This is a genomic window from Streptomyces sp. JB150 (genome assembly GCF_011193355.1).
Lineage (GTDB): Bacteria > Actinomycetota > Actinomycetes > Streptomycetales > Streptomycetaceae > Streptomyces.
Genome location: NZ_CP049780.1, coordinates 6814835 through 6840982 on the forward strand (window position 1 = coordinate 6814835; position 26148 = coordinate 6840982).

General features: G+C 72.4%; 22 protein-coding genes and 2 pseudogenes. 13 read left to right on the top strand and 11 right to left on the bottom strand.

Going from position 1 to position 26148, the window contains the following annotated elements; all coding sequences use genetic code 11:
- Window positions 1-150 precede the first annotated feature (150 nt).
- Complete coding sequence (locus G7Z13_RS31035) at window positions 151-2247, top strand: SpoIIE family protein phosphatase (RefSeq protein WP_166003772.1); 2097 nt, start codon at window positions 151-153, stop codon at window positions 2245-2247.
- 61 nt (window positions 2248-2308) lie between these two features.
- Window positions 2309-3172 (top strand): Fpg/Nei family DNA glycosylase, encoded by an 864-nt coding sequence (locus G7Z13_RS31040; RefSeq protein WP_166003774.1) that lies wholly within the window; start codon window positions 2309-2311, stop codon window positions 3170-3172.
- Between the two features lie 62 nt (window positions 3173-3234).
- Here G7Z13_RS31040 and G7Z13_RS31045 read toward each other — a convergent pair whose 3' ends face one another.
- The 4 genes from G7Z13_RS31045 to G7Z13_RS31060 all read right to left on the bottom strand — a co-directional run bounded on the left by G7Z13_RS31045 (window position 3235) and on the right by G7Z13_RS31060 (window position 6842).
- Window positions 3235-4416, bottom strand: a complete 1182-nt coding sequence (locus G7Z13_RS31045; protein WP_166003776.1) for a SpoIIE family protein phosphatase — start codon at window positions 4414-4416, stop codon at window positions 3235-3237.
- Window positions 4417-4661: 245 nt separating this feature from the next.
- A complete protein-coding gene (locus G7Z13_RS31050; protein ID WP_166003778.1) occupies window positions 4662-5318 on the bottom strand; it encodes a zf-HC2 domain-containing protein in 657 nt (218 codons plus the stop codon).
- Between the two features lie 232 nt (window positions 5319-5550).
- Window positions 5551-6144, bottom strand: coding sequence for a hypothetical protein (locus G7Z13_RS31055; RefSeq protein ID WP_166003780.1), 594 nt, complete (start codon window positions 6142-6144; stop codon window positions 5551-5553).
- A 149-nt stretch (window positions 6145-6293) separates the two neighbouring features.
- Window positions 6294-6842, bottom strand: coding sequence for a sigma-70 family RNA polymerase sigma factor (locus tag G7Z13_RS31060; protein WP_166003782.1), 549 nt, complete (start codon window positions 6840-6842; stop codon window positions 6294-6296).
- A 222-nt stretch (window positions 6843-7064) separates the two neighbouring features.
- On the opposite strand from G7Z13_RS31060, the pseudogene G7Z13_RS31065 reads away from it, so the two are divergent.
- Window positions 7065-8247 (top strand): annotated as a pseudogene (locus G7Z13_RS31065) (CapA family protein).
- A 12-nt stretch (window positions 8248-8259) separates the two neighbouring features.
- Here the strand turns inward: G7Z13_RS31065 and G7Z13_RS31070 are convergent.
- Window positions 8260-8733, bottom strand: coding sequence for a MarR family transcriptional regulator (locus tag G7Z13_RS31070; protein WP_166003784.1), 474 nt, complete (start codon window positions 8731-8733; stop codon window positions 8260-8262).
- Window positions 8734-8790: 57 nt separating this feature from the next.
- Here G7Z13_RS31070 and G7Z13_RS31075 point away from each other — a divergent pair, with 57 nt between their 5' ends.
- Window positions 8791-9606 carry an alpha/beta hydrolase gene (locus tag G7Z13_RS31075; protein ID WP_166003786.1) on the top strand — a complete coding sequence of 272 codons (816 nt, stop codon included), beginning with the start codon at window positions 8791-8793 and terminating at the stop codon, window positions 9604-9606.
- A gap of 41 nt (window positions 9607-9647) precedes the next feature.
- Here G7Z13_RS31075 and G7Z13_RS31080 read toward each other — a convergent pair whose 3' ends face one another.
- Window positions 9648-11060 carry an amino acid permease gene (locus G7Z13_RS31080; RefSeq protein ID WP_166003788.1) on the bottom strand — a complete coding sequence of 471 codons (1413 nt, stop codon included), beginning with the start codon at window positions 11058-11060 and terminating at the stop codon, window positions 9648-9650.
- A 96-nt stretch (window positions 11061-11156) separates the two neighbouring features.
- A complete protein-coding gene (locus G7Z13_RS31085) occupies window positions 11157-11615 on the bottom strand; it encodes a universal stress protein (protein ID WP_166003790.1) in 459 nt (152 codons plus the stop codon).
- Window positions 11616-11788: 173 nt separating this feature from the next.
- On the opposite strand from G7Z13_RS31085, the gene G7Z13_RS31090 reads away from it, so the two are divergent.
- On the top strand, window positions 11789-12652 hold the full coding sequence (locus G7Z13_RS31090) for a polysaccharide deacetylase family protein (RefSeq protein WP_206313176.1): 864 nt from the start codon (window positions 11789-11791) through the stop codon (window positions 12650-12652).
- 62 nt (window positions 12653-12714) lie between these two features.
- Here G7Z13_RS31090 and G7Z13_RS31095 read toward each other — a convergent pair whose 3' ends face one another.
- Window positions 12715-13389 carry a class F sortase gene (locus G7Z13_RS31095; RefSeq protein ID WP_166003791.1) on the bottom strand — a complete coding sequence of 225 codons (675 nt, stop codon included), beginning with the start codon at window positions 13387-13389 and terminating at the stop codon, window positions 12715-12717.
- A 555-nt stretch (window positions 13390-13944) separates the two neighbouring features.
- On the opposite strand from G7Z13_RS31095, the pseudogene G7Z13_RS33925 reads away from it, so the two are divergent.
- Window positions 13945-14486, top strand: a pseudogene (locus G7Z13_RS33925) (hypothetical protein).
- Between the two features lie 301 nt (window positions 14487-14787).
- Here the strand turns inward: G7Z13_RS33925 and G7Z13_RS31105 are convergent.
- Together G7Z13_RS31105 and G7Z13_RS34175 are read right to left on the bottom strand one after the other, a co-directional pair.
- Window positions 14788-15552, bottom strand: coding sequence for a DUF4239 domain-containing protein (locus G7Z13_RS31105; protein WP_166003793.1), 765 nt, complete (start codon window positions 15550-15552; stop codon window positions 14788-14790).
- 16 nt (window positions 15553-15568) lie between these two features.
- On the bottom strand, window positions 15569-15697 hold the full coding sequence (locus G7Z13_RS34175; RefSeq protein ID WP_277347429.1) for a hypothetical protein: 129 nt from the start codon (window positions 15695-15697) through the stop codon (window positions 15569-15571).
- 785 nt (window positions 15698-16482) lie between these two features.
- On the opposite strand from G7Z13_RS34175, the gene G7Z13_RS31115 reads away from it, so the two are divergent.
- The 4 genes from G7Z13_RS31115 (at window position 16483) to G7Z13_RS31130 (ending at window position 21275) form a co-directional block, all read left to right on the top strand.
- On the top strand, window positions 16483-17457 hold the full coding sequence (locus G7Z13_RS31115; protein ID WP_166005479.1) for an SCO0930 family lipoprotein: 975 nt from the start codon (window positions 16483-16485) through the stop codon (window positions 17455-17457).
- A 349-nt stretch (window positions 17458-17806) separates the two neighbouring features.
- Window positions 17807-18619 carry an SAM-dependent methyltransferase gene (locus G7Z13_RS31120; RefSeq protein WP_166003796.1) on the top strand — a complete coding sequence of 271 codons (813 nt, stop codon included), beginning with the start codon at window positions 17807-17809 and terminating at the stop codon, window positions 18617-18619.
- Window positions 18616-20757, top strand: a complete 2142-nt coding sequence (locus G7Z13_RS31125; RefSeq protein ID WP_166003798.1) for a bifunctional diguanylate cyclase/phosphodiesterase — start codon at window positions 18616-18618, stop codon at window positions 20755-20757. Before G7Z13_RS31120 ends, G7Z13_RS31125 begins: the two co-directional genes overlap by 4 nt.
- A gap of 68 nt (window positions 20758-20825) precedes the next feature.
- Entirely contained in the window at window positions 20826-21275 is a 450-nt protein-coding gene (locus G7Z13_RS31130; protein WP_166003800.1) for an ester cyclase, read from the top strand.
- Between the two features lie 423 nt (window positions 21276-21698).
- Here the strand turns inward: G7Z13_RS31130 and G7Z13_RS31135 are convergent, their stop codons facing one another.
- Window positions 21699-22583 carry a LysR substrate-binding domain-containing protein gene (locus G7Z13_RS31135; RefSeq protein WP_166003802.1) on the bottom strand — a complete coding sequence of 295 codons (885 nt, stop codon included), beginning with the start codon at window positions 22581-22583 and terminating at the stop codon, window positions 21699-21701.
- A 120-nt stretch (window positions 22584-22703) separates the two neighbouring features.
- On the opposite strand from G7Z13_RS31135, the gene G7Z13_RS31140 reads away from it, so the two are divergent.
- From G7Z13_RS31140 to G7Z13_RS31150, 3 genes are read left to right on the top strand one after another with little or no spacing between them, the layout of a single operon-like run.
- Window positions 22704-23375, top strand: a complete 672-nt coding sequence (locus G7Z13_RS31140) for a succinate dehydrogenase (protein WP_166003804.1) — start codon at window positions 22704-22706, stop codon at window positions 23373-23375.
- Window positions 23376-23377: 2 nt separating this feature from the next.
- The gene (locus G7Z13_RS31145) at window positions 23378-25327 is read left to right on the top strand and encodes a fumarate reductase/succinate dehydrogenase flavoprotein subunit (protein ID WP_166003806.1); all 1950 of its coding nucleotides are present in this window, start codon (window positions 23378-23380) and stop codon (window positions 25325-25327) included.
- The gene (locus G7Z13_RS31150) at window positions 25324-26070 is read left to right on the top strand and encodes a succinate dehydrogenase/fumarate reductase iron-sulfur subunit (protein ID WP_166003808.1); all 747 of its coding nucleotides are present in this window, start codon (window positions 25324-25326) and stop codon (window positions 26068-26070) included. Before G7Z13_RS31145 ends, G7Z13_RS31150 begins: the two co-directional genes overlap by 4 nt.
- Window positions 26071-26148 lie beyond the last annotated feature (78 nt).

A 26148-nucleotide genomic window follows, 5' to 3' on the forward strand; every position in this document is an offset into this window, starting at 1 on the left:
GCCGCACCGCGCAAGGTGACCGTCCGTGATCGTGCCCTCCGCCTGCGTGGCCCGAGCGAGTGAAGCAGACATGGGAGCGGGTTGCCCAAGTTGAGCGGCAAAGTGGTCACAGAAGTCGAAGAATCGGTCGAATACTGGCAAGGTGGGCGCATGGTTGATCGGGGAGCGAGTGCGCTGTCACTCCCGGACGACTGGCCCGCCCACCCGGACCCGATCCTGGCGCTCAACCGCATGGGCAGCTTCGACTGGGACCTGGACACCGGTCTGTTCCACATGGACGCCCAGGCCCACGAGGTCTTCGACCTGCGCCCGGACGAGTACGACGGCCACCCGGAGTCACTGTCCGCCCGGGTCCCGACGGACGAGGCGCTCCGCCTGGACGCCCTCGTCACCCAGGCCATCAAGGACGGCAGCGAGAACTACGGGGCCTACTTCCGGATGCGCTGCCGCGACGGCAGCCTGCGCTGGACCCACACCCAGGGCTACATCCGGCGCGACGGGACGGGCCGCCCGCGCCGGATCATCGGCATCGTCCGCGACGCCACCCGGGAGCTGCGCGAGATCGAGGCGCGCGGCGCCCGGCGCGGCTCCGCGGACCCCCGGCAGGACCAGGGCAGTGTCGTCCAGGCCACCACCGCCGCCCTCGCCCACGCCCGTACCGTCCAGGACGTCATCGACGTGCTCAAGGACTCCGACGGCGTCACCCACCTGGGCGCGGCCAGCCTGGTGATGGGCCTGATCGAGGCCGGCCGCATCCGGCTGATCGCCGAGGGCCCCAAGGGCAGCCGGGTACCCGGCACCGAGGTCACCCGGATCGACGAGTCGTACCCGATGAGCGAGGTCGTCCGCACCCTCAGCCCCCGCTTCATCGAGTCACCCGAGGAGTTCGCGGCCGGCTACCCCCTCCTGTGGCCGCACATCACCGACCTCGCCATCACCTCCGCCGCCTATCTGCCGCTCATCGTCCAGGCCCGCCCCATTGGCGCCATGGGCCTGCTCTACGACGACCGGCACGGCTTCACCCCCGAGGAACGCGACATCCTCGTCGCGCTCGGCAGCAGCATCGCGCAGAGCCTGCAGCGGGCCATGTTCTACGAGCAGGAGAAGGACCTCGCCACCGGCCTCCAGCAGGCCATGCTGCCGCGCACCATCCCCAGCGTGCCCGGCGCCGACGTCGCCGTGCGCTACCGCTCCGGCAGCGCCACCGGCACCCTCGGCCGGGACATCGGCGGCGACTGGTACGACCTGATCCCGCTGCCCGGCGGCCGGGTCGGCGCCGTCATCGGCGACGTCCAGGGCCACGACACCCACGCCGCCGCCGTCATGGGCCAGCTGCGGATCGTGCTGCGCGCCTACGCCGCCGAGGGCCACACCCCCGCCACCGTCATGGCCCGCGCCTCCGTCTTCCTGCACGAACTGGACACCGACCGCTTCGCCACCTGCCTGTACGCGGAAGCCGACCTCGCCACCGGAGTGGTCCAGGTGGTGCGCGCCGGACACATCGATCCGCTGCTGCGGTCCGCCGACGGCAGCTGCCGCCGGGTCACCGTGGAGGGCGGCCTGCCGCTCGGCCTGTCCGCCGAGTTCGGCAGCCTCGACTATCCCGTCGGCACCCTCGAACTCGACCCCGGCCACACCCTGCTGCTGCTCACCGACGGCCTCGTCGAGACGCCCGGCGCCGACCTCGACGACGGTATGCGGGCCCTCACCGAAGTGATCGCCTCCGGACCCCCGGACGTCTGGAAACTCGCCGACCGGCTGATCGAGGCGGCCGAGGAACGCGGCGGCGACGACGACGTGGCCCTGCTCCTGCTGCGCCGCCGCGGCTTGGACACCCCACAGGCCGGCGGCCGCCTCCAGCAGCACGTCGCCCCCGGCGACCCCGAGGCCCTCACCGGCGCCCGGCACATGATCCGCTCCGCCGCCCGCGCCTGGGGCGCCGGGGACCGCGCCGACGAGATCGAACTCGTCGCCGACGAGCTGATCACCAACGCCCTGATGCACACCGAGGGCGCCGCGATCGTCACCCTCAGGGCCCTCGCCGGCCCCGAACGCCGGCTGCGCGTCGAGGTCGAGGACTCCTCCAGCGCCCTGCCGCGCCGCCGCGAGGCCGGCGACTCCGGGGTCTCGGGGCGCGGCCTGCTCCTGGTCGACCTGCTCAGCGAGGTGTGGGGCGTGGAGGCGCGGGGCGGCGGCAAGTGCGTGTGGTGCGAGTTCACCGTGCCGGACCACACCGGGGACGGCTGAGCGGGAGGGGGGAGGGGCCGGTCCGGGTGAGGCCGTCGGTGCCGGGTGGCAGTCTGGACGTATGCCGGAACTCCCCGAGGTCGAAGCGCTGAAGGACTTCCTGACCGAGCACCTGGTGGGACACGAGATCGTCCGGGTGCTGCCGGTCGCGATCAGCGTCCTCAAGACGTACGACCCTCCGCTCACCGCCGTCGAGGGCCACGAGGTCACCGCCGTGCTTCGGTACGGCAAGTTCCTCGCCCTCGCCACGGACGGCGGCCCGCACCTGGTCACCCACCTGGCCCGCGCGGGCTGGCTCCAGTGGAAGGACAGCCTGCCCGGCGCCCCGCCTCGCCCCGGCAAGGGCCCCCTCGCCCTGCGGGTCGCCCTGGAGAACGGCGCCGGCTTCGACCTGACCGAGGCCGGCACCCAGAAGCGGCTCGCGGTGTACGTCGTCCACGACCCCCGCGAGGTCCCCGGCGTGGCCCGGCTCGGCCCCGACCCGCTCGCCGACGACTTCGACGAGGCCCGCCTCGCCGCCCTGCTGTCCGGCGAGCGGCGGCAGCTGAAGGGCGCCCTGCGCGACCAGAGCCTGATCGCCGGCGTGGGCAACGCCTACAGCGACGAGATCCTGCACGCCGCGAAGATGTCCCCGTTCAAGCTGGCCGCGTCGCTCGGCCCGGAGGAGACCAGCCGGCTCTACGAGGCGCTGCGCACCACCCTCACCGAGGCCGTCGAGCGCTCCCGGGGCCTGGCCGCCGGACGGCTGAAGACCGAGAAGAAGAGCGGCCTGCGGGTCCACGGCCGCACCGGCGAGCCCTGCCCCGTGTGCGGGGACACCATCCGCGAGGTCTCCTTCAGCGACTCCTCGCTCCAGTACTGCCCGACCTGCCAGACGGGTGGCAAGCCGCTCGCGGACCGAAGGCTGTCCCGGCTGCTGAAGTAGGCGCCGCGCGTGCGCACGCAACGCCGGCACGGCACGCGGCGGGCGGGTGGGCACGGTCCGGCTCAGAGGGTCGGCGGCCACCACTCGATCAGCACGATCGTCGCGTCGTCCCGCAGCCGTCCGGGCTGGGCGTCGAGGATCGAGTGGATCAGCCGGCGCAGCGTCTCCGGCGCCAGTTCACCAGCGGCGGTGGCGCGGATGACCTCGTCGGCGAACCGCTCCAGCCCGAACTCCTCCCCGTCGCGGGTGCGCGCCTCGGTGACGCCGTCCGTGTAGAGCAGCACCCGGTCGCCGGGGTGCAGGTCGATCTCGTGGCTCAGCCGCGCCCGGCCGGCGAGCAGCGCGGGCAGGCCCATCGGCGGATCCGCCTCCCGCTCCATCGCGTCCGCGACCAGCTGGTGGTCCCGGATGAGCAGCGGCGTCGGATGCCCGCAGTTGATCCAGCGCAGCACGCCGCTCGCCAGGTCCAGCTGGGTGAGCACACCCGTGCAGAACTGGTCCGGGAGCCACCGCGTCAGCGCGTCGTCGACGCACTTCACCAGGTCCGGCAGGTCCGCGCCGGTGCGCCGGGCGTTGCGGCAGGCCGCCAGCGACACCGCGGTGGTCAGCCCGGAGGCGAGGTCGTGGCCCATGGCGTCGAGGACGGAGGCGTGCAGCGTGGTCTCGGTGAGGGAGTGGTCGAAGGCGTCCCCGCCGAGTTCGTACGCGGGTTCCAGTACGGCCGTGGACACCACGTGCGCGTTGCCGATCGTGCGGGGCGGCAGGAAGGCGCGCAGCATCTCCGCGGGCAGCCGCATCGGCTCGGTCCTGGTCCGCCGTACGAAGGTGTCCTTGTAGGTCCGCTTGGAGGTGACCATCATCGCCAGCAGGGTGGCGAGGCTGCGGCTGCGGCGCAGGGTGGCCGGGGTGAGGGCGGGCTGGTGCACGGCGAGCACGCCCAGCCGTTCCGCGCCGTCCACCAGCGGCAGCCACGCCGTCATCCCGCCGATCCCGGACTCCTCCACGCGCAGCGACTGGGTGCGGTACGTCCAGCCGGCCAGCGACTCGTCGATGGGCAGCGCGGAGGCGACGTCGGTCAGCGGGACGAGCCGGCGCTGCTGGAGATCGGCGAGGTAGACCACGGAGTGCTGGAGGCCGAGCGCGGCGGAGCAGCGGGCCACCGCGGTGGACAGGTCGAGCGCGGGGGTCTCCGGGTCGGCGAGGAACTCCTCCAGCAGACCGCCGGCGTTCTCTGCCGTCGCCACCGTCTCTCCCCTCGTCCGGGACCGCGGGCGCGGTCGGGTCGCGTCCCCCAGCAGTCTCACACCGCGTCCCGCGGCCCGCCCGGCGGCCGGGGCGGCGGGACGACCGGCACCGCCGTACGGGTGAAAGTCCCGTGACGACAGGACGGGTCGTGGCGCGAGCGGGTGCGGGACGAGGCGCTGCGGGCGCGGCCGCCCAGGGCGTACCGGAACCGCCGGCAGCTTCCGCACACCCGATGCGGGACGGGTCAGGACGGTGGGTCGAGAACCACCAGTCGTTCGCCCGTCGCCGCGCGTACCTCGTAGTGGTCGATCTGGTCGGGGTGGAGGGCCGCCGAGCCCTCCACGGTGGTCTCGCCGGCGTCGTGCCGCCGCACGGCCCAGGTGGCCAGCGTCTGCTCCGAGCCGTCGTGGCCGACGGCGACGAGCCGGCAGATGCGGGGCCCCGCCCCGTCCCTGACCTTCAGCTCCACCCGACTGCCGGACGCGGTGTCCTCCGCGGTCACCTGGGCCCAGACCCCGGAGCGGTCGTCGGTCGCCGCGATCCGGGCCGGCCGCTCGGGGCTCCCGCCGACGGCGGTGAGCGCGAGCCAGGGGCCGGCCAGGGCCGCCACGACGGTCGCGGCGACCGCGGCGAGCGTGCGCCGGCGCCGGGCACGGCGGCGGGAACGCACCTCCCCGAGCAGCGCGTCCAGCAGCCGCGGACCGGGCCGGGCCGCCGGGTGCACCAGCCGCGGGGTGGCCCGCCGGTAGAGCATCAACTGCCGTGTCACCGCCCCGAATTCGGCGACATGTGACGTACAGCGGGGGCAATCCATGAGGTGGTCCTCGAAGTGGAAGGCCTCCGCCTCGTCCAGCACGCCGAGCGCGTACGCGCCGACGTCGCGATGCCTTTCCAGGGACATGCCGCATCCTCGTGCCGTGGGTGGGGGTGGAGTGGGTCCGTGCACCCACCGGTACGCACGGCACGGGCGAATCACTCAAGCCGCGGACGCAATCGCGGCCGAGTGATTCGGAGCCGCCGGGCCCGAGGATTGGTCGGGCCGGAGAGATTCTCCGGAAGACACCGGAGGACGAAAGGGCGAGAGGACGAGCCGGGCCGGGGCGGGGCGGGGCGGCCGGCGCGGCGGGCCGGAACTAGAAGAGGTGGATGGCGAGATGCCCCAGCGGCAGCCCCAGCTGCCACGCCGGCGTCCACACCTTGGGCCCGTCCTCCTCGCCGATCACCCCGGTCACACCCAGCTCGCCGATGTCACCGGCCTCGTCGACGCCACCGATCCCCCCGGACTCACCGGTCCCGCCGGCCACCGGCCCGCCCGGCACCGCGTTCAGATCGGGCGCGAGCAGCTCCGTCTCCTCCAGCCAGCGCCAGGCCGCAGCCGCCAGCTCCAGGTCGGGCGCGGGCCCGCCCCGCCGGGCGGCCTGCGCGGTGAGCTGCGCCATGCGCTCGCGCACCCAGTCCTGCCACGGCTGGTCGTACGCCGTCAGGGACAGCCAGGTGTCCAGCTGGGTGACGACCCGGATGCCGGACAGCTCGCCGTCGGTGTCCGCCAGGAAGACGGTCAGCGCCAGCGCGTCCCGGCCCGCCCGGAACTCGAACGACGTCGGCGGCATCAGATCGCCGTGGCGCAGCAGTTCGTCGGCGATGTACTCGGCGTAGAACCACGCCATGGGGACGGTGAGTTCTCCTCCGTCGGCGCCGTCCGTGCTCTGGTGACCTCTGTGCTGCATCCCTTCCTGCCTTCCTCCGGTGCGTGCGCGTCGCCCGACCCCGGGCCCGGGGGAGCTGTCCCCGTCCGGAAGCACGGATGAGGACAGCCGATTACTCAACGGGGGGTGTCGGCAAGGCGCTTTACGGAGGTTTGACTCGGCCGCCGGTTTCACCGCAGGTCGGGTGCGTATCCCGGAAGCACCCGGCGCAGGGCGCGCAGCGCGTAGTACGCGCGGGACTTCACGGTACCGGGCGGGATCCCGAGGGCCTGCGCGGCCTCCGCCACACTGGCCCCCTGGAAGTACACGAGCACCAGGACTTCACGGTGTTCCGGAGTGAGGGTCTTCACAGCCTCGCGGACGTCCAGCATCGCGGCGGCCCGCTCGGCGTGGTCGGACATCACCCGGGCGTTCTCCAGGACCGCGTCCCCGACCTCGGCCGGCCGCGCCTGCCGGGCCCGCCGGGCGTCGATCGCGAGCCGCCGGGCCACGGTCAGCAGCCAGGGCCGTACGGAGTCGAAGTCCGTGGCGCGCAGCGCCTCGGGGTGCTGCCAGGCGCGCACCAGCGTCTCCTGGACCAGGTCCTCGGCGCGCTGCCGGTCGCCGTCGCAGAGTCGGAGCAGCAGCGCGAAGAGGGGCCGGCCGTGCTCCCGCTGCAGTGCGGCGAGCTCGTGCTCGGCGGTCGTCGTCCCGTGGGTGAGAGTGGTTCCGGCCGTCATGGCCGTATGGCATCGCAGGGCGCCGTCGCGGCACAGGGCACGCACACGGATCTGCGACGGACGGTCGAACGCGTCGGCGAACGGTACGACGAACGGTCCCCGGCGCCGCCGGGAGCGGCCGACCGCGCACACCGGACGGGTTAAGGGGCCCCTGGGGCTGTTTGCCGTCTCGCACAGCTTCGTACCTATTCGTGGGTAAATACGACCGCACTGGGGAAGCTGATGATCGTTCGCATCGCACGCAGGCGGCAGGTGGCCCTCGCCCTGACGGCGCTTCTCGCCGCGGCCGCCGCCTGCCAGGCCCAGCACCAGGAACAGCACACGAAGTCCGGTCGTGCCGCGCCCGCCGCCTCCGGCCCGCGCGGCTTCACCCTCGTCGCCTCCGGCGACATCCTGCCGCACCGCTCGATCATCGACCGCGCGCGGTTCGACGCGGGCGGCCGGGGCCACGACTTCCGCCCGATGCTCGCGGGCATCCGCCCGGTCGTCGCCCGCGCCGATCTCGCGCTGTGCCACATGGAGACCGTCTACGGCGCGAACGGCGGCTACACCGGCTACCCCCTCTTCAAGTCCCCGCCCGAGCTCGCCCAGGCCCTCGCCGCCACCGGCTACGACGGCTGCTCCACCGCCTCCAACCACAGCCTCGACGACGGCGCCGAGGGCATCCGCCGCACCCTGGACGCCCTCGACCGGGCGGGCGTGCGGCACGCCGGGACGGCGCGTGCCGAGGCGGAGGCGCGGGCCGTCACGATCCTGCCCGCCGGCGCGGCACAGGTCGCCCACCTCGCCTACACCCAACCTCGCCTACACCCACGACACCAACGGCCGGTCGCTGCCCGCCGGACAGCCCTGGGCGGTCGACCTGATCGACGAGTCCCGCATCCTCGCCGACGCGCGAGCCGCCCGCGAGGCGGGTGCCGACGTGGTCGTCGTCTCCCTGCACTGGGGCACCGAGTGGCAGGACGAGCCCGACCGCGGACAGCTCGCCCTCGCCGACTCGCTCACCGCCTCCACCACCCGGGGCCGCCCCGACATCGACCTGATCCTCGGCACCCACGCCCATGTCCCGCAGGCCTACGAGAAGGTCAACGGCACCTGGGTGGTCTACGGCATGGGCGACCAGGTCGCCGGCCAGATGTACAACCACTCGGGCGCCCCCGACCCGCGCGGCAACCAGTCCACCGTCGGCCGCTTCACCTTCGCCCCGCCCGCCCGGCCCGGCGGACGCTGGGAGGTGACCCGCGCCGAGTTCGTCCCGCAGCTCTTCGACATCGACGCCGGCCGGGTCGTCAACCTCAACCAGGCGCTCGCCCAGGGCGCCGACGTCCGCTGGGTGCGCGACCGCATCCGCGACGTGGTGCTCAGCCGGGGCGCGGCGCAGGACGGGCTGGTGATGGGGGAGTAGGCCCCCGCCTGATCAGTTGACGTCCACGCCGTCGAAGACCTTCAGCATCTCGCCGAGCACCCGCAGGCAGGCCGCCACCTCGGCCCCGGTCAGATCACCGCCGACCTCCCGCAGCACCGTGTGCTCCCGGGCGAGGACGGCGGTGATCGCCGCCCGGCCCTCGTCGGTCAGTCGGATCAGCGAGGACCGCCGGTGCGCGGGGTTGGGGATGCTCTCCACCAAGCCGCGGGCCGCCGCGTCGTTGACCATGCGCTGGACGAACTGGCGGCTGATCGCCTGCGCGCGGCCCATCTGGGGGACGGTCATCGGCCCGTGCTTGTGGAGCAGGTCCAGCACGGCCCGCACCCCGACGGACAGGCCCTCGATGGCCTCGCCCTCCTCGACCTTGCGCTGCACGCGCCGGTAGAGCGGGCCGACGAGATCGAACACCTCGGTGAGACGACGGCCGAGTTCGTCGGGCGGAAGGGGGGACGCGGGTTCGTTCACCCGCCCATCATGACATCCAGGTTGTCAAAACCTCGCACAGATGACACCTTGGTTGTCATGACTGCTCCCGCGGACCTCCGCCGCTTCCCCTCCGCCGACGGCGACCTCACCTACCTCGACACCGGCTCCGGGGACCCCGTCGTCCTGCTGCACTGCGGATTCACCGACCACCGCTACTGGGCCGACCAGATCCCCGCCCTCGCCGCCGAGTACCGGGTGATCGTCCCCGACGTCCGCGGCCACGGCTGGTCCGCCAACGCCACCCAGCCCTTCCGCTGGGCCGACGACCTCGCCGGCCTGCTGCGCCGGCTCGGCACCGGCCCCGCGGTCCTGGTCGGTGTCTCGATGGGAGGGGTCATCGCCACCGACACCCTGCTGGACCACCCGGACCTGGTGCGCGCCGCGGTCGTCGGCGGCTCCGCGACCGGCGACTGGCAGTACACCGACGACTGGCACCGCGGCATCCAGGCCGAGTACGCCCGCACCCTCGCCGCCGGCGACATCGAGGGCTGGCTGAACGCCTTCCTGCGCGTCCTGCCCGGCGAACACCGCACCGCCGACGCCGTCGACCCGGACATCGCGCGCCGGCTGCGCGAGATGGCCCTGCACACCCTCTCCAAGCACGCACCCGGCGAAAAGGACTGGCTCGTCCACTCCACCGGCAGCTGGCCGCGCGTGTCCGGCATCCGCGTCCCGGTGCTCACCGTCAACGGCACCCTGGAACCCGCCGACCTGCTCGCCGCGGCCGAGCGGCTCGCGGCCGCCACCCCCGGCGGCCGCTCGGTGACGATCGACGGCGTCGGCCACTACCCGAACCTGGAGAAGCCGCAGGAGTACAACCGGATCATGCTGGACTTCCTGAAGTCCCTCTAGGGGGGCGTCTCGTCGATCAGGCCGGATCAGCGAGACACTGCCTAGCGACGCGCCAGCTTGGAGTGGCGGTACGAGTAGGCGAAATAGATCACGAGGCCGAGCGCGAACCACACCGCGAACCGCGCCCACGTCTGCCACTGCAGGAACGTGATCAGCCAGATGGAGAACACGACGCCCACGGCCGGCACGAACGGCATCCACGGCGTGCGGAAGGTGCGCGGCAGTTCGGGCTGCCGGTAGCGCAGCACGATCACCGCGACGCACACCACCACGAAGGCCAGCAGAATGCCGATGTTGGTCAGCTCGGCCGCCTCGCCGATCGGCAGGAACCCGGCGATGGCGGCCGAGGCCACCCCGACGATCCAGGTCACGCGGGTCGGCACGTGGCGGGTCGGGTGGGTCTTGGCGAACCACGGCGGCAGCAGCCCGTCGCGGGACATCGCGAACCAGACACGCGTGACGCCGAGCATGAAGGTGAACATCACCGTGAGGATCCCGATGATCGCGCCGACCGCGATCACATCCGCCAGCCCGGTCAGCCCCACCGACTTGAACGCCGTGGAGAAGCCGCTCTCCTTGTCGATCTCCGAGTAGTGCTGCATCCCGGTCAGCACCAGGCAGGCCGCCACGTACAGCACCATCGAGATCGCCAGCGAGTAGATGATCGCCTTCGGCATGTGCCGCTGGGCGTCCTTCGACTCCTCGGCCGCGGTCGACATCGCGTCGTAGCCGAACACCGCGAAGAACACGGTCGCCGCACCGGTGAACGCGCCGCCCACCCCGTACGGGAAGAACGGGTCGTAGTTCGCGGTGCTGATGTGGAACACGCCGACGCCGATGACCAGCAGCACCACCAGCACCTTCAGCACCACGACGACCGTCTCGAAGCGGGCCGCGTTCTTGATGCCGAGGTTCAGCAGGTACGCGATCAGCAGGCACAGCAGCGCCGCGAACAGATCGATCCGGTGGCCCGCACCGGTGCCGGGCGCCCCCAGCATCCAGTTCGGCAGATCGGCGCCCATTTCCCCGACCAGGAAGCTGAAGTAGCCGGAGATGCCGATCGCGACCACCGCCACGATCGCCGTGTACTCCAGCAGCAGGTCCCAGCCGATGAACCAGCCCGCCAGCTCGCCCAGCACCGCGTAACCGTAGGTGTAGGCGGACCCCGCCTTCGGGATCAGACCCGCGAACTCCGCGTACGACAGCGCCGCCGCGGCACTGGCCACACCGGCGATCAGGAAGGAGACGAGGACCGCCGGGCCCGCCGTCCCGTTGGCCACCGTGCCGGCGAGGGTGAAGATCCCCGCGCCGATGATGCCGCCGACCCCGATCGCGGTCAGCTGGCCCAGGCCGAGGGAGCGGTCCAGGCGGGTGCCCTCACCCACCTCCGTCTCCTCGATGTGCTCGATGGGTTTGCGACGGAGAATTCCCTCACCCGCGCGGAGCCCGGCCACACGCCTCACCTCTTCACGATCGGCAATCGGCTGACGGCGGATCATCATGGCTCAGCGGCAGGGGCGAGGAAAGACGCCACGCACGGGGTGCGCCTGTTACGGCACCACTGTCACCGGCCAGCGCCCCGCCTTCACGAGCCGGATCGCGACGGAGCCCACGATCCGGTGGCCCGCCTGCTCCGAGGCGCCCACCACGACGGCGTCGGCCTTCAGCTCGTCCGCGGCCCTCACCAGACCGCTGTACGGATCGCCGCGGAACGTGTGGAACTCCCAGCGGACGTCGAATATCCCCTTGACCCGCTCGGCGGCATCCCGGATCTGCGCCACCAGATCCTCGGCGATCTCCTCGGTCGTGCCGGCCACCGGCACCCCGAGCGCGCCCGCCGCGAGCACCGGCTGCACGTACACCACGGCCAGCAGCGCGTGCTGCCGCCGGGCCAGGCCGCCGGCGTAGGCCGCGGCCCGCAGGGAGGAGTCGGAGCCGTCGACCCCGACCAGGATCACCTTCGGCCCGTCCGTGCCGCGTTCGAACCGGTGCGAGTGCTGTTCCGTCACGGCCCGAGGCTACCGGAACCACCCCCTCCCGCCGCCGGGGCGGGCCGGCGCCCCGCGCGGGACCCGCGGCGGCACCGGCCGGCAGCGGCCGGCATCGGCCGCACGGGTGCATCGGTGCCGCCGCACCGGTGTCACCGTGGTGCGTCGCAGGCGGTGCGGGCGACTGATGAGTCATGAAGAAGGATCAGTTGCTTACCCGGCTGACAGATGATCAGTTGATCACCCGGCGCCGGGCGTTGCTCGCCGGTGCCGCCGCCCTGGGCGCGGTCGGCACCGCCGGGGTGTTCGCCCTCGGACCGGGCGGGAAGGCCCCCCGTTCCGCCGCCCCCGCCGCGGGCCCCGCGGTCCGCCGCCCGCTGAAGCCCTCCGTCTACCGCCTCCAGCCCCTGACCGGCTACGGCCCGCCCCGCGCCGCGCCGGGCCGCACCCCGGTCCGCAGCCGTCCGCTGCTCAGCGTGTCCGGCCTCGGCCGCACCATGGTGCTCACCTTCGACGACGGGCCCGACCCCCGCTACACCCCGGACATCCTGGACACCCTGCGCGCTTACGACGTCCCCGCGATGTTCTTCGTCTGCGGCGAGATGGCCGCCGCCCACCCCGGTCTGCTCCGGCGCATGGCCGACGAGGGGCACGTCGTCGGCAACCACACCTGGTCGCACCCGCTGCTCACCCGGCTCGGCCGCGCCCGGATCCGCAGCGAGATGGAGAGCACCTGCGAGATCGTGGACCGGACCTACGGCGAGTGGCCCCGCTGGTTCCGCGCCCCGTACGGCGCCTGGAACCGGGCCGCCTTCCAGATCGGCGCCGACCTCGGCATGGAACCCCTCGCCTGGACCGTCGACACCCTCGACTGGACCGAGCCCGGCACCCGCACCATCGTCGACCGGGTCGAGGACGGCGCCGCCCCCGGCGTCGTGGTGCTCTCCCACGACGCCGGGGGCGACCGGTCGCAGAGTGTGCGGGCGCTGCGGCGGTATCTGCCGGCACTGCTGGACGCCGGCTACCACGTCACGGTGCCGCGCCGGCACCAGGTCTGACGGTCACCGTCCGCCGGCGGGCCACCGCCCGTCGGCCGGCCGCCCGCCGGGCCGGGGCCCGCTCAGCGGACCTCGACCAGGCGGGCGAAGGCGACCACGTTCCCGTCGTAGCCGTTCTGCTGCGAGAAACCCCCTCCGCAGGTGATGACCCGCAGTTCCGGGGCGCCCTTGGAGGCGTACACCCGGTCGCCGGGGAAGTTGTTCTTTTCGAACACCTCGATGCCGTAGATCTCGAATACGGCCGTCTTTCCGTCTCCCCGGGCGATCTCGACGCGATTTCCCTTCTTCAGCGCGCCGAGACCGTAGAACACGGCCGGGCCCTGCTGGTTGTCGACATGGCCGACGACGACGGCGGTGCCCTTCTCGCCGGGCGACACCGCGCCGGTGAACCAGCCCGCGAGATTGGGGTCCTCCGCGGGCGGCGCGTCCACCCAGCCCTCGGCGTCCAGACCGACCGGGATCATCGGCGCGTCCACCTGGATCGCGGGAATCCGCACCCGGTTCGGCACGGCGTACGGCAGCGGCTGCGCGGCCTGCCCGAAGGTGCCGGCCTGGACGGCGCTGTCCGCGGCCGCCGCCGACGCGGGCTGCGGCGGGCCCACGTCGAATTCCCCCGAACCGTTGCGGATGAGCGCGAGACCGGTCAGCAGAACCAGCGCTATCACGCCCCACGGGGCGCGTTTCCTCCGCCGCGCCTCCGCTTCGGCCAGCTCGGCGGACAGCTCGGATGCAGACATTCGCCATCCCCTCTCGACGCGGCCGTCGCCGCGTCAATTCGCGCATACGAAAACGCTAAATGCCATCCGGGGAACCGGCGACGGGGCAGAGGCGAACGGGTGGCCCGGGAGAAAGCCCGGTGCGCCATCCGAGTTGCCGTGATCAGGATTTTTCTGACGGTCCGTGACCTGCGGCAATATCCGATTGTGTGGTTTTCGTCCGGCGTGTTGCCTCACCAGGACGGACCATCGCCGAAATGCGGGCCCCGGGCGGGCGGCTGAGGGTCTTTTCCGGGAGACGTTCTCTCGCCGATCCACCGGGGACGGGCCCCGGGGCGTCTTCCGCGGAGGATCACATGCGTAACTCTCGTGCCCTGGCGGTCTCCGCCGCCGCGGTCGCCGCCTTCGGCCTCGCCGCCCCCGCGGCCGTCGCGTGGGACGGCCCGGGCGGAACCGTGGGCGGCAACGGCGACCAGAGCTTCAACCAAGGTGGCAACGGCCAGGGCTTCGGCCAAGGCGGTGACGGCGACCAGGGGGGCAATGGCAACCAGGGGGGCAACGGGGGCCAGGGTGGCAATGGCAACCAGGGCGGGTACGGGGGCCAGGGTGGCAACGGGGGACAAGGCGGGAACGGGGGCCAGGGCGGTAACGGGGGACACGGCGGGCACGGCAACCAGGGCGGCAACGGCAACCAGGGCGGCAACGGTCACTTCGGCAGCCCGAGCAACATCGTCGCGATGCCCAGCGTCATCGCCCCCGGCGGACAGTTGACGATCACCGTCGACGGCTGCCCGCACGGCGGCACCGCCTCGTCCGAGGCGTTCCCCACGACCAAGCTCACCCCGGTCAGAGGGACCAACCACACGGCCCGCGGCACCGCCACGATCCACGCCAACGCCCGCCCCGGCCAGTACGACATCACGGTCAACTGCTCCGGCCGCACCCTGACCCGTCCCGCCGCCTTCACCGTCCTCGGTGGTGTGCGCGGCGGCATCGGCGGCAGCAGCTCCACCGGCGCCACCCCGACCGACATCGCCATCGGCGGCGGCCTGGTCGCGGCGGCCGTCATCGGCGGCGGCGTGTTCTGGATGCGGCGCCGCTCCGAGAAGCGCATCTGATCCGGCAGCGGACGGACCCGGCCGCCCTCCCTTCCCCACGACGGCCGGGCGGCTCCGTCGGGACATCGCGCACGTGCACCAACCTTCGCCCCGGCTCCCTCCCAGGGACACCGGGGCGAAGGCCTGTGGTCGGTCGGCGGCGCGGCCGGCGCGGTCCGCGTACGTCAGCCGTCGTGCTCGCCGGCGCGGCGGCGCTCGACGCGGTACGCCGCCCCGGCGAGCCCGCGACGAGCGCGGCGCCCGGCGGACGGCGGCGGCGTGGTGGCCCGCCGTCCCCCGGGACCCGGTGCGTGGGAGCGCGTCAGCGGGTGGCGTCGGGGAAGAGGTCGAGGAACGGATCCGCCGTCGCCGAGATGCCCCGGCTGTACGGCGCGTCGAAGTCCCAGATGAGGAACAGCAGGAAGGCGATCAGCGCGGAGAACAGCACGGCGAGGATCAGCTCGCGAGGGGTGCGCCTGATCTGCAGGGCGAGAATCATCCCGATGGTGATCACGGCCCCGATGATCAGGCCGAACCACACCACGCCCGGCATGGTCGGCGCCGCCGAGTCCGCGCGGGCGTTGCGCGCCTGGTCGGCTGCGGTGACCTGGTCCATGAGCGGCTGGTAGGCCTGGGCCTCGAAGTCGGTCCGCGGCTCGTAGTCGGTGACGTCGGTGCGGAGGCGCCGCAGCAGCTCGTCGCCGCGCTCGGTGACCTTGTTGTGATCGGTCATCGACTTCCACTCGGTGGTGACGACGTGTCCGACGTACGTGTTGACATCCTCCCGAATGCGGTCGCGGACCTCGGGCGGATAGACCCGCACCCGCTCCGAGATCTCGTGCAGGGCCTGGGCCTCGGCGCGGACGTGCTCCTGTGCGGCGCCGCGCGCCTCCCAGACGCCCGCGATGGCCAGGCCGAGGACGATGGCGTACACCACACCGATCCACATCGTCATGTACTCGATGACGTCCGGAGTCTCGGTGGGGTCCTCGTCGTCGCCCGCGGTGCGGTCGCGCAGCACGGTGATGAGGATTACCACCACGCAGGCGGCCACCATCGCGAGGGTGAGAACAAGCCATTCCGGCAACGGATTCCTCCAGGGATCAGCGCGGACGCAGCGCGGCGACGGCGACCACCGCGGGGACGGTGATGAGCAGGACGTGGGTGAGCGGGGAGGTGGTGTTCCGGACCGGCCGCGGGCGCGGTGGCGTGCGGTACTCCGGGTAGCTCACCGGGGTCGCGGAGGGGCGCGGGGTCGGTGCGGGCTTCCGGCTCGGGGCGGGCGGGGGCGGGGGTGCCGGGGCCGGCGTGGGGCGCACGGGTGCGGGCCGGGGAGCCGGCGGGGGCGGTGGCGGCGGAGCGGGTGACGGGGGCTCGGGCGGCCTCGGGACCGGAGCCGGCGCCGGAGGCGGCTTTGGGGTGGGCTTCGGCGGCGGAGTGGACGTCGGCGTCGGTGTGGGCGTGGGCGTCGGTGTGGGCGTGGGCGTGGGGGTCGGCTTCGGCGGGGGTGGCTTCGGGGTGGGGATCGGGGGAGGGGTGGGGGTGGGTGTCGGTGTCGGGCACGTGAGACTTCCCGCGACCGACACCGCCTGTGTGCCTCCCGGCCCGGTCGAGGTCCAGGCACAGGCATCGGCGACCACCACGCCGGCCGGCGCGCCGACGAGGGCCCACGTCAGCGCCGTCAGGGTCAACACCCTTGCGGCCCTGGGGAAATGGGGCGGTTCGGATCCATGCACGCCGAAGATCATGAACCCTCCGCGACCCCTGACATGCCCGGTCGCCGGAGGAATGCCCCGAAGGAGGGAAACACCGGCCCACTGGTTTGAACGGCGCCTCCCACACACGTTCGGCTCCCCGAACGCCGGGGCGAGGTCCGCGCGAAACCCGTTCCGCGGGCGGACGCAAGAAAACCGCCCGCACGTTGAACACACCCCGGCGCCCGCCCGTACCCCATGTCGAGCGGCGGCGCAGCAGGGCGCTGCGACTGCAACAGCTTTGTGATCATGGGGAGTTGACGATGAAGACCTCCTGGCGGAGCGCCTCACTCGCGGCGGGTGCCGTGGTCGTGCTGGCGTTGACGACGGCGTGCGGCCAGGACGGCGGCGGTACCCAGCCGGCCAGTCAGAACGTCGGCGCGACGGCCGCGGCCGGCGGCTACGGCGGAACCGGGACCGGGATCGGCAGCGGCGCGGCCGGCACCGAGGCCGGGACGGGAGCGGAGGGGCAGCAGGACGCCGCCGCGCAGGCCGCGCCCGCCGGCAAGCTCGACGTCACGGTCGACGCCGAACTCGGCCGCGTCCTCACCGACGCCGACGGCCGCACCCTGTACCGGTTCGACGAGGACACCGCCGAACCGCCCAAGTCCAACTGCGACGGCGACTGCGCCACCGCCTGGCCCCCGGTTCCCGCCGACGACGCCTCGGCCGGTGAGGGCATCGACAAGGCACTCCTCGGCGAGGTCACCCGCACCGACGGCACCAAGCAGCTCACGATCGGCGGCTGGCCGGCCTACCGCTACGCCAAGGACGTCAAGGCCGGTGACACCAAGGGCCAGGGCGTCGGCGGCACCTGGTACGCCCTCGCCCCGGACGGCAAGAAGGCCACCCTCGCCGACCTCCCCGGACTGTCCACCCGCAAGGACCCCAAGCTCGGCGAGATCGTCGTCGACAAGAACGGCATGACCGTCTACCGCTTCATGAAGGACGAGGCCTGGCCCAAGCCCGTCTCCGCCTGCACCGGCGCCTGCCTCCAGAACTGGCCCGTCGTCGCCCCGGTCGAGGCGAACGACACCGAAGGGGTGCAGAAGAAGGGCCTGATGAGCTTCACCCGCCCGGACGGGACCAAGCAGCAGACTGTCAACTGCTGGCCCATCTACACCTTCAGCGGTGACAACGCCCCCGGTGACACCAACGGCCAGGGAGTCGGTGGCACGTGGTACGCCGTGGCGCCCGACGGGAAGCCCATCGGCGCGCCGGAGAAGGGAGAGGAGTAGCCGCAACCCCCCTCCCCTCCATCCCCTCCATCCCCTTCCTTTCCGCCCCCTTCCGCTCCCCGCGGCAGGGGGCGGACCGGTGTGCCGGCATGCAGCGCTCCTCCGGCAATCCCCTCCTTCTTCTCCTTTCTCCCGTACTTCTCCTTCCGTTCCTTCTCGCCGCCTTCTTCCCCGCACCGGAACTCTCCGGAATCCGGCGGCAGTTAACGCCACGACCGGGCTCCCATTCGGGCACGTGCCGCAGGCAGTGACCGGGAACGGATGGTGAATTTCCGGTTCGGCTCGCCCCTTTGGCGGGCGATCAGTAGCCTCAGCTCGAACACCGGATCGCCTATGCCTGGAGAGATAGATGGAGCGTCCCGCCTGGGCCCCACGGAGCATCGACATCTCGGTGCCGAGCGTTTCGCGAATCTACGACTACTACCTGGGCGGTTCGCACAACTTCGAGGTCGACCGGGAAGCGGCCCGCAGGGCCATGGAGTTCCTGCCGGGACTCCCCAAGATCATGCAGGCCAACCGCGCCTTCATGCGCCGCGCGGTGCGCTACGCCGTGGACCAGGGCGTCACCCAGTTCCTGGACATCGGCTCCGGCATCCCGACCTTCGGCAACGTCCACGAGGTCGCCCAGGCGGCCAGTCCCGGCGCCCGCGTCGTCTACGTCGACCACGATCCGGTGGCCGTCGCGCACAGCCAGGCGGTGCTGGAGGGCAACGAGAGCGCGGACGTCGTCGCCGCGGACCTGCTCAAGCCGCAGGACATCCTGACCAGCCCGCAGGTCTCCCGGCTGCTGGACCTCGACCGCCCGGTGGCCCTCCTCCTCGTTGCGATACTCCACTTCGTGGAGGACGCGGACGACCCGTACGGCGCGGTGGCTCAGTTGAGCGACGCACTGGCGCCCGGCAGCCTGCTGGTGCTCACCCATGCCTCGTACGAGGGAATCCCCCTGCCGGCGGAGCGGGCCGGGGGCGCGGTGGACGTATACAAGGACATTCGCAACCCGCTGATCATGCGCTCGCGCGAGGAGATCGCGCGGTTCTTCGAGGGGTACGACATGGTGGAACCCGGACTGGTGCCGATGCCGCACTGGCGGCCGGACACCGCACCGGAGGACGAGGACCCGTATGCCTTCTCCGGTTTCGCCGGCGTGGGGCGTACGGCGTGAGCGCGGAGCCGGACGGGCCGGAGGACAGACTGCGCCGGTTCGCGACGATCTGGAGCCGGGCGGTCTTCCCGGTGACCGTCACGTCCCTGACCCGGCCGGAGTTCGAGGCGCGGCTGCTGCCGCTCGCCCGGCGGCTGAGCGAGGCGCTGCGGGCCCGCGCCTTCGACGCCGCCGAGGGCCGGGCCGTCGGCGCCGCGCTCGTCGCCGCGCACTGCACCGACCCGGAAGCGCTCAGCCGCACCCTGGACTGCGTGGACGCCTACCTGGTGCTCTACTGCGGCGAGGGCGGCAACCAGGAGGACCTGCGGGCGCGTTCGTCCCGCCTCCAGCACGCGATGGCCGCCGGGTTCGCCCAGGCACTGCGCGAACGCACCCTCGCCGAGCAGGAGTCCATCGCCCAGGCCGCGCTGCGCGCCCAGGGAGTGGTCGCCCAGGCGCTGCACGCCAGCGAGGCACGTTTCCGCGCGGTGTTCGAGGGCGCCGCCATAGGGATCGGCATCGCCGACCTGGACGGCAACATCCTGGAGGTCAACGGCGCCCTGCAGCGGATGTTCGGCGGCGGCGAGCAGAACGTGCGCGGCCGCAACGTCCGCGACTGGACGCACGCCGAGGACGCGCCCCAGGTGTGGCGGCTCTACGAGGAGCTGGTGCGCGGCGAACGCGAGCACTACCACGTGGAGAAGGCCTTCTACCGGCCCGACGGAACGGTCCTGTGGACCAACCTCACCGTTTCCCTGCTGCGCGACGCCGACGGCAATCCCCAGTACCAGCTGGCCCTCATGGAGGACACCACCGAGCGCCGGCTGCTGAACCTGCGGCTGCGCTACGAGGCCACCCACGACGCCCTCACCGGCCTGCCCAACCGGACCCTGTTCTTCGAGCGCCTGGAGAAGGCCCTCAACGCGGGCCCCGGCCAGCGCTTCGGGCTGTGCTACCTCGACCTGGACGGCTTCAAGACCATCAACGACAGCCTGGGCCACGCGGCCGGCGACCGGCTGCTCGTCGAGGTCGCCGACCGCCTCCAGGCCTGCGCCACGGCGCCCGGCGAGATGGTCGCCCGGCTCGGCGGCGACGAGTTCGTGGCGCTGACCACCGGGCCCGACACCCAGCGCGAGGTCGACGAGCTGGCGTCCCGGATCATGAACGCGCTGGTCGCCCCGGTCCGGATCGACGGCCGGGAGCTGACCGTGCGCGGCTCCATCGGCATCGTCGAGGGCCCGGCGGGGGAGCGCAGCGCGGCGGAGGTGCTGCGCAGCGCCGACATCACCATGTACCGGGCAAAGTCGGCGGGCGGCAACCGCTTCGAGCTGGCCGACGCCGAGGCCGACGCCCGCGCGATCACCCGGCACGGCCTCACCACCGCACTGCCGGCCGCCCTGGAGCGCGGCGAGTTCTTCATCGAGTACCAGCCGCTGGTCCACCTCGACGACGGCAGCGTACGCGGCGCGGAGGCGCTGGTGCGGTGGCTGCACCCGCAGCACGGGGTGCTCGGTCCCGACCGGTTCATCCCGCTCGCCGAGCACACCGGCCTCATCGTCCCGCTGGGCCGCTGGGTCCTGGAGCAGTCGGTCCGCCAGGCCAAGGAATGGCGCGAACGCTACGCCGGCACCACCACCGCCCCGCTGCGCATCAACGTCAACCTCTCCCCCTGCCAGCTCACGCACCCCGGCCTGGTGCAGGACACCGTCGACATCCTGGAGGCGGCCGGCATCACCCCCGACGCGCTCTGTCTGGAGGTCACCGAGTCCGCCCTCATCGGGGCCGACGACGACCTCCTCAAGCCGCTGCGGCGGCTCGCCGAGATGGGCGTCGACATCGCCCTGGACGACTTCGGCACGGGCTACTCCAACCTCGCCAACCTGCGCCGCCTCCCGGTGAGCATCCTCAAGCTGGACCGCTCCTTCACCCAGAGCATGCAGCGCTTCCCGGCCGACCCCGTCGACCTCAAGATCGTGGAGGGCATCGTCTCCCTCGCCCACAGCCTGGACCTCACGGTCACGGTCGAGGGCGTCGAGACGGCCGCCCAGGCGGAGCAGCTGCGCATACTCGGCTGCGACACGGCACAGGGGTGGTACTACGCCCGTCCCGGCCCGCCGGAGCGCCTGCACGAACTGGCGATGGCGGACGCGACGGGCTGAGCACGGCGGGGGTGCCCGGCCTACGATCGAGGGAGAGGACCCGAGTGGGCCCGGCTGGGAGCACGGGCATGGACAACACCGAGATGCGCCGCCTCTTCGAGGCGCACCGCGCGGCGGAGGCGGCCCGGGACATCGACGGCATCCTCGCCACCTTCGTCACCGACTGCTTCCTGGAGACGAAGGCGCTGGGCCTGCGCAGCCAGGGCAGGGACGCGGTGCGCGCCGCCTACCGGTCGCAGTACTTCACCGCGTTCCCCGACCTCGCCCCCGAGGACGAGGGCGTCACCTTCGGCGACGACGTCCTCGCCGTCTGGGGCACCCTGCGCGGCACCAGCCAGGGCGACTGGCTGGGCGTACCCCCCGGCGGCGGCACCTTCGCGGTCCCCTTCGCGAATGTCGTCCCCTTCCGCGACGGCCTCATGGCCGGCGAGTCGCTCTACTTCGACCTGGCCACCCTCTGCGACCAGGCACACATCCCCCTGTCACACATCCGCCAGGCAGCATCCCACCATCGCTAAGCCCAGCCTCCGAAGGGGCACGAGGAACTGCGCGCCCAGCCCCAACGCACCCGCACCCCGCCAAGCCGCCGCAGCGCACCGACGATCCCGCCCAGGGGCGCGGGGAACTGCGCGACCGGCCACCACGCTGCCGCACCCGGCCGAGTCGCCGCAGCGCACCGGCGATCCCGCCCAGGGGCGCGAGGAACTGCGCGCCCAGCCCCAACGCACCCGCACCCGGCCGAGTCGCCGCAGCGCACCGGCGATCCCGCTCAGGGGCGCGGGGAACTGCGCGACCGGCCACCACGCATCCGCACTCCGCCGAGTCGCCGCAGCGCACCGGCGATCCCGCTCAGGGGCGCGGGGAACTGCGCGACCGGCCACCACGCACTCGCACCCCGCCGAGCCGCCGCAGCGAACCGGCGCCCCCCAAAAACCCCACCCTCACCGCTCCAGCAACATCCGCTGCAACTCCCGTGCAGCCCGAGGCGGAGCCACATCGCTGCGGTGGGCCAGCGCGATCACCCGATGCAACCCCGGCCGCGCCAGCGGAGTCACCCGCAGCCCCCGCCCGGACCGCGCCGCGACCATCCGCGGGACGACGGCGACCCCCAGCCCCGCCCGCACGAACCCCAGCACCGCGTCCATCTCCCCGCCCTCCACCGCGAAGTCCGGCTCGAAGCCCTCGGCGCGGCACGCGGCCACGGTCAGCTCCCGCAGGTCGTACCCGTGCCGGAACATCACCAGCCGTTCACCCTCCAGATCGGCGATCCGCACGGTGCGCCGCCCGCCGCCGGGCCGGGGCGCCTCCGGCGAGGAGACGACGACCAGGTCCTCGCGCAGCAGCTCCACCGTGGTCAGCGCCGGTGAGGGCGTCGGCAGGGGCAGCACCACCAGCGCCAGGTCGAGCGCGCCGCGCGCGAGATGCCGTACGAGGTCGTGGGAGCCGCCCTCCTCGATCAGCAGCCGGATGCCCGGGTAGCGGTCGTGGAAGGCGCGCAGCACGTCCGGCAGCAGCCCCGTGCACAGGCTCGGCGTCGCACCCAGCCGGACCCGCCCGCGCCGCAGCTGCACCAGTTCCTGCACCTCGTGCCGCGCGGTGTCCGCGTCGGCGAGGATCCGCCGCGCCAGCGGCAGCAGCGCCTCCCCGGCGTCGGTCAGCGTGATGTTGCCGCGCGCCCGCAGGAACAGGTCCGCGCCCAGCTCCCGCTCCAGCGCCTTGATCTGCTGCGACAGCGACGGCTGTGCCACGTGCACGAGTTCGGCGGCCCGGGTGAAGTGCCGGGTCTCGGCGACGGCCACGAAGTACTGGAGCTGCTGGAACTGCATCGACCCAGCATAGGTTCGCCCTATCGAATCAAGCCGGACCATGTCTTGGACCGATGAGGTGTCGCCCGCCTAGCGTGCTGTTCCATGGCTCTGGCAACGCGGACGGGCCGACGGCCGTCCATGGCACGCACGATCTGGGACAGCACCGTCGGCAAGAAGACAGTGATGGCCGTCAGCGGCGTGATCATGCTGCTGTACCTGGTCGCCCACGTGATCGGCAACCTGAAGATCTTCTTCGGTCCGGAGGAGTTCAACCGCTACGGGCACTGGCTGCGCACGGTCGGCGAGCCGTTCATGCACTACGAGTGGACGCTGTGGCTGATCCGCGTCGTCCTGCTCGCCGCGGTCGTCGCGCACGCCGTCTCCGCGTACCAGCTCAGCCGCCGCGACATCAAGGCGCGCCCCAGCAAGTACGTGCACCGGAAGCCGCGCGCCTCTTACGCCACGCGCACCATGCGCTGGGGCGGGATCATCCTCGGCCTGTTCATCGTCTGGCACGTCCTGGACCTGACCACCGGCCACACCCACCCGGGCGGCTTCCAGGAGGGCCGGCCCTACGAGAACGTCGTCGACACCTTCTCCACCTGGTACGGCAACGTCGTCTACATCGTCGCGATGCTCGCCCTCGGCCTGCACATCCGGCACGGCTTCTGGAGCGCCGCGCAGACCCTGGGCGTCTCCAGCCGCACCCGCGACCGCGCCCTGAAGACCATCGCCAACGTCCTCGCGCTGCTGCTCACGGCCGGTTTCATCGCCGTACCCGTGGGCGTCATGACCGGAGTGGTGAGCTGAACATGACCGACTACACCGACTACACGACCGGCGCGCCCGTCGTCGACACCAAGGCCCCGTCCGGGCCGATCCACGAGCGCTGGGACAAGCGCCGTTTCGAGGCCAAGCTGGTCAACCCCGCCAACCGCCGCAAGCACACGGTGATCGTCGTGGGCACCGGCCTCGCCGGCGGCTCGGCCGGCGCCACCCTCGCCGAACAGGGCTACCGCGTCGTCCAGTTCTGCTACCAGGACTCCCCGCGCCGCGCCCACTCCATCGCCGCGCAAGGCGGCATCAACGCGGCGAAGAACTACCGCAACGACGGCGACTCCGTCCACCGCCTCTTCTACGACACCGTCAAGGGCGGCGACTTCCGCGCCCGCGAGTCCAACGTGCACCGCCTCGCCCAGATCTCCGTCGAGATCATCGACCAGTGCGTGGCCCAGGGCGTGCCGTTCGCCCGTGAGTACGGCGGCCTGCTCGACACCCGTTCCTTCGGCGGCGTCCAGGTCTCGCGGACCTTCTACGCCCGCGGCCAGACGGGCCAGCAGCTCCTCCTCGGCGCCTACCAGGCGCTGAGCCGGCAGATCGCGGCGGGCAACGTCGAGATGCACCCGCGCACCGAGATGCTGGACCTGGTCGTCGTGGACGGGCGGGCGCGCGGCATCGTCGCCCGCGACCTGGTCACCGGGAAGATCGACACGTACTTCGCGGACGCCGTCGTCCTCGCCACCGGCGGCTACGGCAACGTCTTCTACCTGTCGACCAACGCCATGAACTCCAACGCGACCGCCATCTGGCGGGCGCACCGGCGCGGCGCGTACTTCGCCAACCCCTGCTTCACCCAGATCCACCCCACCTGCATCCCGCGCACCGGCGACCACCAGTCGAAGCTGACCCTGATGAGCGAGTCGCTGCGCAACGACGGCCGCATCTGGGTGCCCAAGGCCAAGGGCGACACCCGGCCGCCGAACGACATCCCCGAGGACGAGCGCGACTACTACCTGGAGCGCATCTACCCGTCCTTCGGCAACCTCGTCCCGCGCGACATCGCCTCCCGCGCCGCGAAGAACGTCTGCGACGAGGGCCGCGGTGTGGGCCCCGGCGGGCAGGGCGTCTACCTCGACTTCGCCGACGCCATCCGGCGCATGGGCCGCAAGGCGGTCGAGGCCAAGTACGGCAACCTCTTCGACATGTACCAGCGGATCACCGACGAGGATCCGTACGAGGTGCCGATGCGGATCTACCCGGCCGTGCACTACACGATGGGCGGCCTGTGGGTCGACTACGACCTCCAGACCACCATCCCCGGCCTGTTCGCGATCGGCGAGGCCAACTTCTCCGACCACGGCGCCAACCGCCTCGGCGCCTCCGCGCTGATGCAGGGCCTCGCCGACGGCTACTTCGTGCTGCCGGCCACCCTCACCGACTACCTCGCCCGCAACCCGCGCACCGAGGAGATCACCCCGGACCACCCCGTGGTCCAGGACGTGGTGGCCGAGACCGAGCACCGCCTCCACCTGCTGCTCTCCGTCGACGGCGACCGCACCCCCGACTCCTTCCACCGCGAACTCGGCGAACTCATGTGGGAGTTCTGCGGCATGGCCCGCACCGACGCCGGACTGCGCAAGGCACTGGAACGCATCCCGCAGATCCGCGAGGAGTTCTGGCGGCGGATCAAGGTGCCCGGCACCGGCGAGGAGTTCAACCAGTCGCTGGAGAAGGCCAACCGCATCGTCGACTACCTGGAGCTCGCCGAGCTGATGTGCCTCGACGCGCTGCACCGCACCGAGTCCTGCGGCGGCCACTTCCGCGAGGAGTCCCAGACCCCGGACGGCGAGGCCGCCCGCAAGGACGACGCGTTCTCCTACGCCGCCGCCTGGGAGTTCACCGGCACCGGCCGGGCGCCCGTCCTGCACAAGGAAGACCTGGTCTTCGAGTACGTCCACCCCACCCAGCGGAGCTACGCATGAAGCTCACCCTGCGCGTCTGGCGCCAGAAGAACGCCGACGCCGACGGCGCCATGTCCACGTACGAGGTGGACGGCATCTCGCCCGACATGTCGTTCCTGGAGATGCTGGACACCCTCAACGAGGAACTCATCCTCAAGGGCGAGGACCCCGTCGCCTTCGACCACGACTGCCGCGAGGGCATCTGCGGCGCCTGCTCACTGGTCATCAACGGGGACGCGCACGGACCCGAGCGCACCACCACCTGCCAGCTGCACATGCGGTCCTTCAAGGACGGCGACACCATCGACATCGAGCCGTGGCGGGCGGCGGCCTTCCCGGTCATCAAGGACCTGGTCGTGGACCGGTCCGCGTTCGACCGGATCATCCAGGCCGGCGGGTACATCACCGCGCCGACCGGCTCCGCCCCGGAGGCGCACGCCACTCCGGTGCCGAAACCGGACGCCGACCACGCCTTCGAGCACGCCGAGTGCATCGGCTGCGGCGCGTGCGTCGCCGCCTGCCCCAACGGCGCGGCGATGCTGTTCACCTCCGCCAAGGTCAACCACCTCAACGTGCTGCCGCAGGGAGCGCCCGAGCGGGAGACGCGGGTGCTCGACATGGTGGCGCAGATGGACGAGGAGGGGTTCGGCGGGTGCACGCTGACCGGCGAGTGCGCGACCGCCTGCCCGAAGGGCATCCCGCTGATGTCGATCACCCGCATGAACAAGGAGTGGCTGCGGGCCACCCGGAAGGTGAAGCGGTGACCCCCTGAAAAGAGCCGGCGTCCGCGGGCGCCGCGAGGTGAACGTTCGCCGAAGGTGCGGACGGGCGGGGCCGGGACC

What these genes read in the sequence shown, in the direction of transcription:
- G7Z13_RS31035 (WP_166003772.1), top strand. Translation starts at nt 151, where the DNA reads ATGGTTGATCGGGGAGCGAGTGCGCTGTCACTCCCGGACGACTGGCCC.
- G7Z13_RS31040 (WP_166003774.1), top strand. Translation starts at nt 2,309, where the DNA reads ATGCCGGAACTCCCCGAGGTCGAAGCGCTGAAGGACTTCCTGACCGAG.
- G7Z13_RS31050 (WP_166003778.1), bottom strand. Translation starts at nt 5,318, where the DNA reads ATGTCCCTGGAAAGGCATCGCGACGTCGGCGCGTACGCGCTCGGCGTG.
- G7Z13_RS31055 (WP_166003780.1), bottom strand. Translation starts at nt 6,144, where the DNA reads ATGCAGCACAGAGGTCACCAGAGCACGGACGGCGCCGACGGAGGAGAA.
- G7Z13_RS31060 (WP_166003782.1), bottom strand. Translation starts at nt 6,842, where the DNA reads ATGACGGCCGGAACCACTCTCACCCACGGGACGACGACCGCCGAGCAC.
- G7Z13_RS31075 (WP_166003786.1), top strand. Translation starts at nt 8,791, where the DNA reads ATGACTGCTCCCGCGGACCTCCGCCGCTTCCCCTCCGCCGACGGCGAC.
- G7Z13_RS31090 (WP_206313176.1), top strand. Translation starts at nt 11,789, where the DNA reads ATGAAGAAGGATCAGTTGCTTACCCGGCTGACAGATGATCAGTTGATC.
- G7Z13_RS31095 (WP_166003791.1), bottom strand. Translation starts at nt 13,389, where the DNA reads ATGTCTGCATCCGAGCTGTCCGCCGAGCTGGCCGAAGCGGAGGCGCGG.
- G7Z13_RS31115 (WP_166005479.1), top strand. Translation starts at nt 16,483, where the DNA reads ATGAAGACCTCCTGGCGGAGCGCCTCACTCGCGGCGGGTGCCGTGGTC.
- G7Z13_RS31120 (WP_166003796.1), top strand. Translation starts at nt 17,807, where the DNA reads ATGGAGCGTCCCGCCTGGGCCCCACGGAGCATCGACATCTCGGTGCCG.
- G7Z13_RS31130 (WP_166003800.1), top strand. Translation starts at nt 20,826, where the DNA reads ATGGACAACACCGAGATGCGCCGCCTCTTCGAGGCGCACCGCGCGGCG.
- G7Z13_RS31135 (WP_166003802.1), bottom strand. Translation starts at nt 22,583, where the DNA reads ATGCAGTTCCAGCAGCTCCAGTACTTCGTGGCCGTCGCCGAGACCCGG.
- G7Z13_RS31140 (WP_166003804.1), top strand. Translation starts at nt 22,704, where the DNA reads ATGGCACGCACGATCTGGGACAGCACCGTCGGCAAGAAGACAGTGATG.
- G7Z13_RS31145 (WP_166003806.1), top strand. Translation starts at nt 23,378, where the DNA reads ATGACCGACTACACCGACTACACGACCGGCGCGCCCGTCGTCGACACC.
- G7Z13_RS31150 (WP_166003808.1), top strand. Translation starts at nt 25,324, where the DNA reads ATGAAGCTCACCCTGCGCGTCTGGCGCCAGAAGAACGCCGACGCCGAC.